The organism is Dellaglioa algida DSM 15638, from assembly GCF_001434695.1.
Taxonomy (GTDB): Bacteria; Bacillota; Bacilli; order Lactobacillales; family Lactobacillaceae; genus Dellaglioa; species Dellaglioa algida.
This window is the reverse complement of sequence record NZ_AZDI01000005.1, coordinates 40,370-53,724: the sequence shown is the minus strand read 5'-3', so window position 1 is coordinate 53,724 and position 13,355 is coordinate 40,370. Positions and strand designations below refer to the sequence as shown.

The following is a 13,355-nucleotide window of genomic DNA, read 5'->3' as shown; positions in this document are numbered from 1 at the left end:
TCATAATTACTTAAGGCACAAAGTGAATCAAACTTAGTGCTGCTTCCTTCCGGACCTGACACAATTCGTAAGCACACTATTGCCTTAAGGCCTTGCGGCAATTATTATAATACCTTAAATCGAACAAAAAAGCTACCCTTGTGATCGCTTTTTTTCTTTTCTTTTACGGCGAACTTCTCTAAAGAATGATTGGAGTAGATCTTTGGCTTCATCCAACAATAATCCAGATTCAACTTTTGCTTGGTGGTTAAATCGCTCATCCGTTAATAAGTTACCAATACTACCTACAGTTCCTGCCTTAGGGTCAAACGCACCAAAATAAACTTCTGGTATTCTCGAGTTAATAATTGCACCACTACACATTGGACAAGGTTCCAAAGTAACGAACAATTGCGCGTCAACTAGACGCCAACTATGAACGGCAGCGCAAGCTTCTTGAATTGCTAAAATTTCGGCATGTAAGGTTGCATCTTGAACGTGCTCACGAATATTGTGTCCACGCCCAATAATTTCGCCATTTTGTACGACGACGCAACCGATTGGGACTTCACCAATAATTTTTGCATTCCTTGCCTCATACAAAGCTTCACGCATAAAAAATTCTTTTTGTTCTTCCGTTAATTTTTCTGGCATCTACTTCACACTCATCAAGATATAGTATCCTTTATCTTTTAAAATAATCTCACAATTACCAAAAACATCAGCCATTTTCTTTTGAGCAGATCCGGCACCTTGTTTCTTTTGTAGCACGGCAAATAACTGACCACCCACTTTTAAATGATCAAATGCACCACTTAAAATATCATGGACAACATTTTTACCTGCCCTAATAGGAGGATTTGTCACAATTGTAGCGTAATCCGTCTTCGTGACATTATCATACGCAGCGGATTCAAAAATCGAGACATTAGTTATTTTATTAATTTCAGCATTTTTCTTTGCTAATTCTAATGCCAATTCATTCACATCGGTCATATCAATTTGACGTTCGGGTTGATCCTTGGCAATAGCAAGTCCTATTGGACCGTACCCGCATCCCACATCCAAAATACTTCCCGCAATAATTTCTTGTTGAGCAAATGCATTTAATAAAACTCTTGATCCAAAATCGACCGTTTTTTTTGAAAATACACCGTTATCTGTGGTAAACTTAAATTCGTTGTTCAGCAATTCAAATGTCCATTCTTTTTCGTCGTGAATGACATCTGGATTTTTCGTAAAATAATAGTTAGTCATGTTTTTCCCTACTTTCTCAATAGTTTCTATAATACGGAGAAAATTCGATTTTCGCAATCTAAATTTAATATAAACGAGTCAAGACCTTGAACACTACATCTTGTGTGATGCAACTTAAAATCATACTAAATGCGGTGTTTTTTTAATTGATTTTTGAGTTGCGTGATGTATACTTAGCTTATTAACAAAATATTAAAGGGGGATTTATATAATGAAAAAAGTAACTGTATTTACAAAAAATAACTGTATCCAATGCAAAATGACAAAACGCTTCTTAGAGGAAAATAACGTAGACTTTGACGAACGTAACATTTCTGAAGATGACAACGCCATTGACTACTTGAAAGACCAAGGATTCCAAGCTGTTCCTGTTGTCGAAGCTACTGGATTTGATACAATTGCTGGATTCCGTCCAGATATGCTTAAAAAGTTGGCAGTCTAATGAAAATTGTTTTCTTTAGTATTACGGGTCAGACACGTCGCTTCATTAACAAGATTGGCCATCCTTCATTCGAAATTGACCCAACGAACCCATTCGTTGAATTAAATGAACCCTACATATTGGTTGTTCCAACCTATGAAATTGGGCTCACTGAATCGGTTAATGACTTCATTGAATACAAATCAAATAGAGAAAACATACTGGGTGTTGTTGGCGGTGGGAACCGAAACTTCGCCCAACTTTTTATTTTTACGGCTAAAGATATCGCGACTGACTATAAAGTTCCTTTATTGTACGAATTCGAATTCAATGGAACCGAAGAAGATGTCCTCAATATGAAGAAAGTAGTTGATGAAATTGACATTAAAAACGTTAGATAGTGATAAAGTCACTTATTATGATTTAAATAATGAAATTAATATTCCTGTAGACGGTCAAATTCCGCTTCAAAAAGATCAAGAAGCCTTGACTGCCTTCTTAAAAGAAAATGTTGCTGAAAACACAATGAAATTCGATTCGTTACAGGCTCGTTTTGATTACTTAATTGATAACAATTATATTGAAACCGGTTTTTATAATAAATATGAATTTTCATTTATTGAAGAATTGTACGCTTATTTAGCGGCTCAAAAATTCCATTTTGGGACATTTATGGCTGCCTACAAATTCTACGCTCAGTATGCACTTAAAACAGATAACAATGCCTATTACCTTGAAAATTATATTGATCGAGTTGCGATGAACGTTCTTTACTTTGCTGATGGTGATACAGATTTAGCCATGAACTTAGCTAATGAAATGATTCATCAACGTTACCAACCTGCCACACCTAGTTTCTTAAATGCGGGTCGTAAACGTCGTGGGGAATTAGTTTCTTGTTTCTTAATTCAAATTACGGATGATATGAACGGAATTGGCCGTGGTATTAACTCAGCACTCCAATTATCTCGTATTGGTGGCGGAGTTGGAATTACGCTTAGCAATTTACGAGGTGCTGGCGCACCAATTAAGGGGATTGAAGGTGCCGCTTCTGGTGTTTTACCCGTTATGAAATTGTTAGAAGATAGTTTTTCATACTCAAACCAACTAGGTCAACGTCAAGGTGCCGGCGTCGTTTATTTAGATGTATTCCATCCAGATATCGTAGCGTTCCTATCAGCCAAGAAAGAAAATGCTGATGAAAAAATTCGTGTTAAAACTTTATCGTTGGGCGTTACTGTCCCTGACAAATTTTATGAACTCATTAAAGATAATGCAACGATGTATCTCTTTGATCCATATAGCGTTGAAAGAGAATACGGCGTTCCTTACTCATATGTTGATATTACAAAAGAATATGACAATATGGTTGCCAACGAAAATATTATTAAGAAAACGATTCTTGCTCGTGAATTAGAAACTGAAATTTCTAAATTACAACAAGAGTCTGGTTATCCTTATATCGTTAACGTTGACACTGCCAATCGTGCAAACCCGATTGATGGTAAGATTATCATGAGTAATCTTTGTTCAGAAATCATGCAAGTTCAAACGCCCTCAGTTATCAATAACGAACAGGGTTTTGATGTCATGGGAACTGATATTTCATGTAACTTAGGTTCAACAAATATCGTTAATATGATGGCTTCTCCAGACTTTGGTCGTTCAGTTGATTCAATGGTTCGCGCTTTAACTTTTGTGACTGATAGCTCAGATATCAACGTTGTACCTACTATTCAAAAAGGAAACAGTTTAGCACATACGATTGGTTTAGGCGCAATGGGTCTACATGCCTACTTTGCCAAGAACCATATGCATTATGGTTCAGATGATTCAATCAATTTCACAAGTGTATACTTCATGATGCTTAACTACCATTCATTGAAAGCTTCAAATGCAATTGCGCAAGAAAAAAACGAAACATTTCATAACTTTGAAAAAAGTACTTATGCAACAGGCACTTATTTCGACAAATACATTAATGAAGATTGGGGTCCAGATTCCGATAAAGTCGCTGCTTTATTTGATGGTATCGACATTCCTAACCAAGAAGATTGGGCTGCTTTGAAGGCTGATATTCAAGCCACTGGCCTCTATCATCAAAACAGACTCGCCGTTGCACCAAATGGCTCTATTTCATACATTAACGATACGACTGCTAGTCTTCACCCAATCATTAACAGAATTGAAGAACGTCAAGAAAAGAAAATTGGTAAGATTTACTATCCAGCACCTTACCTTTCAAATGACACTATTCCTTACTACACATCAGCCTACGATATGGATATGCGTAAAGTAATCGATGTCTATGCTGCTGCTCAAGAACATATTGACCAATCACTTAGTTTAACTTTATTCATGCGTTCAACAATTCCTGCAGGTCTCTATGAATGGAAGAATGGCCGTACAGATAAAATGACAACACGTGACTTAAACATTTTGCGTAATTATGCGTATAATAAAGGTATTAAGTCAATTTACTACATCAGAACTTTTACTGATGATCAAGAAGAAGTTGGCGCAAATGCTTGTGAGAGTTGTGTTATCTAAACTGTAACGGAGGAAAGTTAAATGAATAATGATATTTATAAAGCAATTAATTGGAATGAAATTGAAGATCAAGTTGATAAAGCAACTTGGGAAAAACTAACTGAGCAGTTTTGGTTGGATACACGTATCCCCCTTTCAAATGATTTAGACGATTGGCGGACATTAAGTCCCGCAGAGAAAACATTAGTTGGCCATGATTTCGGTGGTTTAACCTTGTTGGATACCGTTCAATCACAAGATGGGATGGAATCATTACGCCATGATACACGTACGGCTCATGAAGAAGCTGTTTTAAACAATATCCAATTCATGGAATCTGTTCATGCAAAAAGTTATTCATCAATCTTTTCGACTTTAAATACTGCTTCAGAAATTACTGAAATTTTCGAATGGACTGATAAAAACGAATTTCTACAAAAAAAGGCCCAACGAATTAATGGTATTTATCAAAATGGAACGCCTTTAGAAAAGAAAGTTGCTTCTGTTTTTCTTGAAACATTCTTATTCTATTCTGGTTTCTATACGCCCCTTTATTACCTGGGCCATAATAAGTTAGCCAACGTTGCTGAAATTATTAAATTAATTTTACGTGATGAATCTGTTCACGGAACCTTTATCGGTTATAAATTCCAACTAGGCTTTAATGAACTTTCTGAAGAAGAACAAGGAAAAATGAAGACATGGATGTACGATCTTCTTTTTGAATTATATGAAAATGAAGAGAAATACACTCACGAACTTTACGATGAAGTTGGTTGGACTGAAGAAGTCTTAACTTTCCTTCGTTACAATGCAAATAAAGCATTAATGAATTTGGGTCAAGACCCTTTATTCCCTGATACAGCTTCTGATGTTAATCCTGTTGTAATGAACGGGATTTCGACGTCAACATCTAATCATGATTTCTTCTCTCAAGTTGGTAATGGTTACCTACTTGGTAGTGTTGAGTCAATGGATGATTCAGATTATGAAATTGGCGAAAGCGGCCAAATGAAACGTCGTCCTAAACGCTAGAAAAGATATCCCATACACCTGTATGGGATTTTTTTATACCTCATAAAAAAATTGCTGTCTTCCACTGACCATATTAATTTAATCGGATATGGTTTCATTATTATAGAATTACCAATAATAACTACACATAAAAAGGCACACCCATAAATTAACTTATGGGTGTGCCTTTAGTTTCACAGTACAAAATCGTGAAGGCTAGTTTTGTTCACTTAATTCATTATGATGAGTTTTTTCACTTACTGGCAAAACGGTCACTTCAAATTCAGAAATATAAGCATTTTCATAATCTAATGCCTTTATTTTAAAGTTAGCAATCGTCATTTCATCGTTAGCGCGGAATTTAGAGTCTTTATTAAGAACAAGACCCGTCAGCGTCACCGCTTCACTTTCTTCCGTCTCTTTGAGCGTTGTATCAAAGTAACGTTCAAAATCATACAGGGTAACTTTTCCTGAGACCTTATAAATATTATTACCCATATCTACAATATTATCGTCATTGGTATCATCAAATTCTTCTCTAACAACACCAAATAACTCTTCGTAAATATCTTTATCAGTAATAATTCCTGAGGTACCACCGTACTCATTAACTACAATGACAATTGGTGTTCGTCTCGATACCATAACGTCCATAATACCATGAACTTCAGCATTTTCTTGAACAGCCGGAATATCACGCATGATAGTTGATATCAAACTTGTCTTATTAATTCTTTCCTGTCGCAATAAATCATAACTATAAACGTACCCGATAACTTTATCTTTATCATTATTAGCAATAACCGGGAATCTAGAATATCTTGTTTTCCAATACAGATTAACAACATTTTTAATTGTCGCGTCTATATCGACCGCAACCATAGATGTCCGATCAATCATGATATCAACTGCAACTTTATCATTCATATCAAATGCACGTCGCATGAAGGTTAAATCTTCTTCATCTAGTTCACCGGCGTTCGCAGATAAACGTGATAATGACAATATTTCAGTTTGCGAATAAATATCTTCTTCATTTTCTACTTCATAACCTAATAAATGTGTAATCCAATTTGCTGATCGATCCAGTATCCATATCAAAGGATACAAAACGATATGGAAAAACAAGATAGGTCGAACAATAAATAATAACACCGGTAACGGATCCGCAATTGCAATATTTTTAGGGACCAAATCAGTAAATACGGCATGGATAACCGTAAAAATTAGAATTGCAGCTACCGATGCAACAGCATTTGCCATGGCCGCGGGTAATATATGCGATTGAATAATCGCATCCGCAATCGTTTTTTCACCAATCCAACCAAGAATCAAACTGGTTGAGGTTATTCCGACTTGAGCCGTTGACAGGTATTCCGTTAGGTTCTCCGTCATATGGATAGCCCTTTTAACATTTTTATTAAACGGCTTTTTTTCTTGCATATCTTTTAACGCACTAACACGCACACGAACCAGCGCATACTCAGTAAGCGTAAATAACACAGACAAGAGTAATATCGCAATGATAACAATGATATTCAATAAGTAACTTTCCGGACCAGAATCCAAGGTAACACCCTACTTTCAATTTATAATAATTTTTTATTAACCCCCATTATACCAAATATATCTCTCATAAACTAGTAAGTAACAAGTAGCATTTTTAAATATCAGATCAATGATTCAATTAATCATTGATCATCTATACGCCCTCTTTTATTAGATAATAGTTCTAGTAATAATGGATTTTTCTTATATTTCTTTGACATCCAATTTTGGTTGATCTATGATGAAAGCGTAAAAATATTATTAACCTAGGAGATGTTCCACTTTGGAGAATGATAACCTATTTAATTTAATAGACGCTGCGTACGCCGAGGATCTTTCTGATCAACCAAAACAGTATAAAGAAGGCCTTTTAAACGTCGCCAAAAATCTGTCAAGCGGTACAGATGAGGTTAATGTTTGTATTGCAATATATGCGCTTTACCATGATAACTACATGGTCCCAATGAGTTTTCCAAAAGCTAATCGGATTTTGTATCAATATGTTCAAGATAAATTAAAAAAACTTAATCAAGAAGAATTACGCAACGTAAATCTTGGTTATGGATTGGTTGCGACACACTTTACCTTCAGTCCGTTTAATTAATGAGAATTATCCATTTTATATAAATTATTCATAAAATTTTAGGAGGTTATTTACCATGACAAAAAATATTATTGTAGAGGCAAAAACAGATATCCAAAATTTACGTACTCTTCTAGAAGAGCACCAACCCAAATCTACAGGAATACTTGATATTGATGACGTATTAACTCAGGTGTACAAAAAATTAGACTCGTCTCATAATCCTGAAGCACTTATTAACAGACTGGTTAATTATATCCGTAGTATAGCACTAGCAGACCACCTTCATTTTCCAGAAAATCAGGAAAAATTGATTATCGGTTTAAGCGCCATTGGTCAAAAGGCCGGATTAAACGGTTTGTACATGGCTGATTTTTCCGATAAATCACAATTCTACAGTTACATTGAAGAAATACCTCGTCGAAATTAGTTATCTTTAATCCAACTAAAACCTGCCAAAGTTTAACGAATACTACCAAATTTGATAGTATTCGTTAAACTTTTTTATTTGATTTAATTAAACTACAATTCTATCAAATCTCATGCTAACAATTATAAATATTAGTATCTTAGAGGGTTTCAACAGACAATTGCCGTCTTATTAAGGTAAAATAAATAGAACAGTATAATAAATGGAATAGGGGATTCATAATGACATTTTTAAAGAAATATGGTTTTCATTTTATGGCGATTGCAGTTATCAGCGAATGGGTGTTACCTTTAGTACTTGCGGCGTTCATACCAGGTTATCTACAATTCACCAATTTGATTAGTGATTTTGGAGAGGTTGGAACCCCAACTCATATGGCCTTTAAAGTTTGGGAGGTCGCAAATGGCCTTTTTTTCTTACTTTCGGCTCCAACTTTTTACGCGTATTTTAAAAACACCTCAAAAAAATTATCTAGTTGGTTCACAACAATGCTTGTCATCTTTAGCCTCACGGATTGTATCTTCACAGGATTATTTGACCGCGCTGCTACATCAAACACACAAAACATCACAGGCATGATCCATAACTATTCATCTGGAATTGGTGATACGGCTCTTTTAATCAGTATGTTCATTTTATTAAAACTGTACCGTATGCAAGGAAAAAAAACGGTCGCTACTCTTTTGATGGGAGCATTCATCATCTCGTTAGGCATCCAATTCTTATTCGTTTACCCAAGAATTATGCCCGACTCCCAATTTAAGATTCCATATCGCGGTTTATGGCAGCGATTAAATTTATGGCTACTCTATATGCCATTCTTGCTCATTTCGGTTAAAGAAATATTTAAAAAGCAGCACAGTTAACAACCTCACAATCTTCGATAAAGTTTCATCCTTTTTGATAGCCTTCTCGTCAAAAAAACACCTAATCATATTCACATGATTAGGTGTTTTTAATGTTTATCTAGAATTTCTTAAGAAGTTTTTCAAAATAAAGATAGGCGTTTTCGCTTTTTTACTTGAAACACGCTTCTGGTTAACAACTGCCAAAATTTGTAGTAACGTAAATGCAATTGAACTACGTTTTCTAAATGAAATGTATTTTGGATGCCATTCAGTTACGTACTTATCTTTGTATTTCTTTAATCCCTGGAATCCATAGAATCGGTATCCATATTCATAGATGAGATGAGCCGTTTTTTCTTCAACAAAACTAAATTTCGATGCACCAACATTTGACAATGGCGCCATACCCATATCAAAGAATTCGTACCCATCTTCCTTCGCCTGTTGGAATAAACTAATGAAAATTTTATCCATGATACCAGAAGGAGCTGTTTCTCTATTGTATCGCATTAAATCAATCGATAAGACCTCATGATTTCCGGTTGGCATCATTGTTGCAAAGGCAACTTTGTGCCCCTCAACATCGTTAATAACAGCGATTGGTGCTTGATTAAGATAATATTCATCAAAGAATCCTAGAGAGAACCCTTTTTCAGATTGACCTTTAAGCCAACTATCTGAAATTTCTTTTAATTCCTGAATCGTTTCTTTTGAATAAGGTGGTTCAATCATCGCGAACGTGTAATGTTCTCGCTCAAATTTGTTCATTAATGCACGCTCAGAACGTCGTTTTTTACCAGCTAACTCTATCTCGGCAACTCTCACGAAACCTTCTTCACCCGTTTTAATAAAATCAAATCCAACTTCATGTAACATCATTGTCAATTGAGCATCAACTTCATAAAAGACTAATTCCATTCCTTCAACATCTGCATCAACAATAAATTTATCAATTGCAGCACGAATAAATTCAGGGTTACCGACTGGTTCACCCATAACAACTAATTTATTAGATTTTTTTTGATAAAGGAAAAAGACCTCGTCTTGACCTTCATTCTGATAGAAATACACATTTTTATCCCTTAAGTAAGCAAGGTGACTAACTTCATTACCGCCATAAGTATCAATCACATTTTTAACGCGATCAGCTGGGAATTCTTGTTCACAAAAACGTTTATCCTTACGAGATAGATAGGTAAACGTAACCCATAAGATGACTACTGCTAAAAGTAGGCCTAAGAATCCGGATAACCATATTTTCTCTGATGGAAATAAGAAGACATCTGGCACCTTACCCGTGTAGTGAAATTCAGGCATATTAAAGAATCCAACAATCGTGTATAAAATAAACGTTCCGGCAAAAATACTACCATCAATTAGTAAACGACCCCATGAATATTCGAATCTTTCACGATAGAATATTTGCTTGGATAAGAGTGCACAAATTAAAATGATAGATAAGAAGATAAGTAAACTAATCGAAAAATCATGCCAAAGGGTATTAATAATTCCCATTACCACAAAAATAACCATCGGCCAGTAAGCACGTTTCACTTTAGACTCGATTCCACGCCCAATTCCAATCATTAGAAAGGCCAAGAATATATTACTCATTTGATGAATAAAATAGAACGTGTATGGATATAATTGTCTGATAATAGGATTAGCATACGTGAATTCTGGAACCGTCGAGGCCAATAAAAGGACAACTCCCGTCACATAGAAAAATAACACAAGAATAAGATGTGCAACTCGACTAAGTAGCATAACAGGTAAACCTTTTAGATATTCATTAATTCGGCTTCCCGAATCCTTAATAAATAAAGCAACTCCAACCAAGAATGGGAAAATATAGTAAAACAATCGATAGAATAACAACCAGATAACGGCAGTTCCATCATTTACGCCCAAAGTCTGAAGTCCTAATATCATAAAGACATCAAATGAACCTAATCCACCTGGAATCATTGATACGACACCAATAATTGATGCGATAATAAATAACGGAAAAACGGCAACTAAACTGGATGTATCCACATTCATCATAAATCCAATATAAATGAAAAATAATCCGGCAGATCCCCACTCTAAAGATGACCCAAGGATTAAGGTTAATTCGCGTCCGAGTGTTAAGTCAGCAAAAAATTCTGAATCTTTTGTTTTGGTAATAATAAAGACAATTGGGAAATATAACCCACCTAACAATAACCATACCCAATATTGACCAAACTGAGGTCCAATATTTAGGCCAAAAATCATTCCTAAGGAAACCCAACAATACAGTGATAACCCGGCGACTAAAAATAATGCAATCTTAGATATGGCAAACAAAACTTGTTTTTTAGATGCATTCTTGCTATAAAAATTTGCTCTAAGTGATGCACCTAGTAGACCACCAAATCCTGCAATGTTGGTTATCGTATTGGTTATCCAACCGCTTTGCAGAATATATCGCCACGAATATTTCTCTGGTAAAAATTTAACCATAACAAAATCGTAAACCATCATGGGAAGAACAGCGATAAATCCTATTACTAACATTAATATAATTGATTCAGTCGATTGAGATTCCAGACTTTGTCGAACCTGATTACCATTAATATCTTTAAAGATTCGACCAACTTCAATAATAACAAAAATTAAAACTGATAAAATAAATAGGAGCTTAATAGCCGTTAATCTTTTTTTTATAAATTCGTTACTTGTACTGATTATTTTCTTCATTCTTTAAATCCCCCGACTTATTATTGGTTTCGTATGCTCCCCCCGAAGTATACAAATCTATGATCCTGGTTCTTTTACATAACCTCTGTTAAAAAATACTGTCCATATCGTCAGTAAAATCAATGCGATCCATGTAAAGATAGGTATAAAGAAACTAATGATGAACCCCGATATTAAGGTACCTTCAAATATAATGAGATCCCTACCATTAAGAAACCCAATTTGCCTTAATTGGCTCGTGATTTCAGGATTAATTCTTATAAGTGTCTTAGACAATATAATATAGCTAATTGTCCACATGAATAAAATACCTAGATATAGCAATGAGGCACCTCGATAATTTGGAAATTTACCCGAAAACGATGTAGCATACGGTATAATTGATAACCAAAATAACCAGAACGCATTAGCCCAATAGGCTCGTTTATCTACACGCTTAGCTATTTTGAATAGACCATGATGATCATACCAGACTGTGAATATCAGCAAAAAACTGATTGTATAGATGGCAAAACTTTGCCACTCTTCTAGAACCAATCGAATATCTGGTTTTGAAGGTGCCTTAAATTCTAATATTAAAATAGTCACGACAATAGCGACTATCGCATCCGTAAATGCTTCTAATCTTTTTTTGTCCATAGCTTGTCTCCTTCACCTTCATTATATTTTAATCAGTTTCTTTTTTCCAGTTATAAGGTTATTTTTTTATCTATCTTACTCAAATGACCATTTAAATACTGTATCATGCTTTATTAAGATAACCAAATTATTTTACTCTACAATGATTGTCGTTAATACGTACTTTTATCGTATGTCTCTACTTTTTGATTTTAACCAAAAAGAAAAAGCCATTATTTAATAACGGCTTTTTCACTTGTAAGAGACTAAGAAACAATAAATAGTTCTTAGTCTCTTTCGATACCCTCTGAAAGAGTACCTTTATGATAGACACTTTGAATATACCCATTTTTCAAACTGGTTTGAATCGGAACTAATTCAAGCCACTTCTCTTGTACCTGAAATAGTGGAATACCCCTGCCCAATATAACCGGGATGGTTGTTAAAATATATTCATCAATCAAATTGGCCGCAATGAGTGGTGTCACTACACTAGATCCACCCACAATCCAAATTGACTGTCCCGGTGCTTCACGAAGACGTTTCACTAATGCGTCAATTGGCTCATTCACAAGGTGAACATTTTCTTCCTGAACTTTTATACTTTGTGAGGTTAATACATATGATATTACATTCGAATAAGGATAGTCTTCCGGTGATAATTCCGTTACGACCTGTTGATATGTTTTACTACCCATTACAACGGTATCCACTTCGGCGTAAAAATCTTCAAAATCACTTTGTGATGTCCCATTTAACTCTGAATCGTGTAGATTCAAAAAATCAATTGACCCATCTTCATCCGCAATATAACCATCTAAACTCATTGCAATGTATAAAATAACCTTTCTCTTATTCATTATAAAGTCCTCCCCCTGAAATACTAATCAATTCCTTAATGCTTTTTACCGTACCACATTTGTACCACTTTAGGCTATTTTTTTGTAAAAAAAATAGCCTAAAGCTAACCCAAAATGGGGTAGCCTTAGGCTAAAATCTATTCAAAAATAATTAAATTATTTAAGAGTAACTACAGCACCAACAGCTTCTAAAGTAGCTTTCATTGCTTCAGCTTCGTCTTTAGCAATTCCTTCTTTAATAACAGATGGAATGTTATCAACTAAACCTTTAGCGTCTTTAAGGCCTAAACCTGTAATTTCGCGAACGGCTTTGATAGCTTTAACTTTTTGGTCGCCAGCTTCTGTTAATTCAACAGTAAATTCTGACTTTTCACCAGCAGCTTCGCCGGCAGCAGCGCCAGCAGCAGCTACAGGAGCAGCAGCTGAAACACCGAATTCTTCTTCGATTGCTTTAACTAAGTCGTTTAAATCTAAAATGCTTGCTTCTTTTAAATCAGCAATGATTTTTTCTGTATCTAATGACATGTGTGTATCCTCCATTTTA

The 13,355-nt window shown here is 35.0% G+C and carries 14 protein-coding genes and 1 other RNA gene; 7 read left to right on the top strand and 8 right to left on the bottom strand.

All coding sequences use genetic code 11. The annotated features are described in order from the left end of the window. Positions 1–4: 4 nt before the first annotated feature. The 3 genes from ffs to FC66_RS04795 form a co-directional block, all read right to left on the bottom strand. Positions 5–91, bottom strand: an RNA gene (ffs, locus tag FC66_RS07885) — signal recognition particle sRNA small type. Between the two features lie 41 nt (positions 92–132). Beyond that, positions 133–633 carry a tRNA adenosine(34) deaminase TadA gene (tadA, locus tag FC66_RS04800; RefSeq protein ID WP_057974250.1) on the bottom strand — a complete coding sequence of 167 codons (501 nt, stop codon included), beginning with the start codon at positions 631–633 and terminating at the stop codon, positions 133–135. Further along, the gene (locus tag FC66_RS04795; protein ID WP_057974249.1) at positions 634–1,236 is read right to left on the bottom strand and encodes a class I SAM-dependent methyltransferase; all 603 of its coding nucleotides are present in this window, start codon (positions 1,234–1,236) and stop codon (positions 634–636) included. Between the two features lie 211 nt (positions 1,237–1,447). On the opposite strand from FC66_RS04795, the gene nrdH reads away from it, so the two are divergent. The 4 genes from nrdH to nrdF are packed head-to-tail and all read left to right on the top strand — an operon-like array spanning position 1,448 to position 5,221. Continuing rightward, positions 1,448–1,678, top strand: coding sequence for a glutaredoxin-like protein NrdH (gene nrdH / locus FC66_RS04790; RefSeq protein ID WP_057974248.1), 231 nt, complete (start codon positions 1,448–1,450; stop codon positions 1,676–1,678). Further along, positions 1,678–2,058: a class Ib ribonucleoside-diphosphate reductase assembly flavoprotein NrdI gene (nrdI, locus tag FC66_RS04785; RefSeq protein WP_057974247.1), complete on the top strand. Its 381-nt coding sequence runs from the start codon at positions 1,678–1,680 to the stop codon at positions 2,056–2,058. Before nrdH ends, nrdI begins: the two co-directional genes overlap by 1 nt. After that, a complete protein-coding gene (gene nrdE / locus FC66_RS04780; protein WP_057974289.1) occupies positions 2,036–4,207 on the top strand; it encodes a class 1b ribonucleoside-diphosphate reductase subunit alpha in 2,172 nt (723 codons plus the stop codon). Before nrdI ends, nrdE begins: the two co-directional genes overlap by 23 nt. A gap of 21 nt (positions 4,208–4,228) precedes the next feature. Further along, positions 4,229–5,221, top strand: a complete 993-nt coding sequence (gene nrdF, locus FC66_RS04775; RefSeq protein WP_057974246.1) for a class 1b ribonucleoside-diphosphate reductase subunit beta — start codon at positions 4,229–4,231, stop codon at positions 5,219–5,221. Between the two features lie 195 nt (positions 5,222–5,416). Here the strand turns inward: nrdF and FC66_RS04770 are convergent, their stop codons facing one another. Then, complete coding sequence (locus FC66_RS04770; RefSeq protein ID WP_057974245.1) at positions 5,417–6,769, bottom strand: hemolysin family protein; 1,353 nt, start codon at positions 6,767–6,769, stop codon at positions 5,417–5,419. 262 nt (positions 6,770–7,031) lie between these two features. Between FC66_RS04770 and FC66_RS04765 the strand changes: the two genes are divergently transcribed. From FC66_RS04765 to FC66_RS04755, 3 genes are all read left to right on the top strand, one after another. Beyond that, positions 7,032–7,352 carry a bacteriocin immunity family protein gene (locus FC66_RS04765; RefSeq protein WP_057974244.1) on the top strand — a complete coding sequence of 107 codons (321 nt, stop codon included), beginning with the start codon at positions 7,032–7,034 and terminating at the stop codon, positions 7,350–7,352. A gap of 55 nt (positions 7,353–7,407) precedes the next feature. Continuing rightward, positions 7,408–7,761: a bacteriocin immunity protein gene (locus FC66_RS04760; RefSeq protein ID WP_057974243.1), complete on the top strand. Its 354-nt coding sequence runs from the start codon at positions 7,408–7,410 to the stop codon at positions 7,759–7,761. A 221-nt stretch (positions 7,762–7,982) separates the two neighbouring features. After that, a complete protein-coding gene (locus FC66_RS04755; RefSeq protein ID WP_057974242.1) occupies positions 7,983–8,627 on the top strand; it encodes a DUF998 domain-containing protein in 645 nt (214 codons plus the stop codon). 96 nt (positions 8,628–8,723) lie between these two features. Here FC66_RS04755 and mprF read toward each other — a convergent pair whose 3' ends face one another. From mprF to rplL, 4 genes are all read right to left on the bottom strand, one after another. Next, on the bottom strand, positions 8,724–11,333 hold the full coding sequence (gene mprF / locus FC66_RS04750; protein ID WP_057974241.1) for a bifunctional lysylphosphatidylglycerol flippase/synthetase MprF: 2,610 nt from the start codon (positions 11,331–11,333) through the stop codon (positions 8,724–8,726). Positions 11,334–11,390: 57 nt separating this feature from the next. Continuing rightward, positions 11,391–11,972: a TMEM175 family protein gene (locus tag FC66_RS04745; protein ID WP_057974240.1), complete on the bottom strand. Its 582-nt coding sequence runs from the start codon at positions 11,970–11,972 to the stop codon at positions 11,391–11,393. A 266-nt stretch (positions 11,973–12,238) separates the two neighbouring features. After that, a complete protein-coding gene (locus FC66_RS04740) occupies positions 12,239–12,811 on the bottom strand; it encodes a dihydrofolate reductase family protein (RefSeq protein WP_057974239.1) in 573 nt (190 codons plus the stop codon). Between the two features lie 156 nt (positions 12,812–12,967). Further along, positions 12,968–13,336 (bottom strand): 50S ribosomal protein L7/L12, encoded by a 369-nt coding sequence (gene rplL / locus FC66_RS04735; RefSeq protein WP_057974238.1) that lies wholly within the window; start codon positions 13,334–13,336, stop codon positions 12,968–12,970. Positions 13,337–13,355 lie beyond the last annotated feature (19 nt).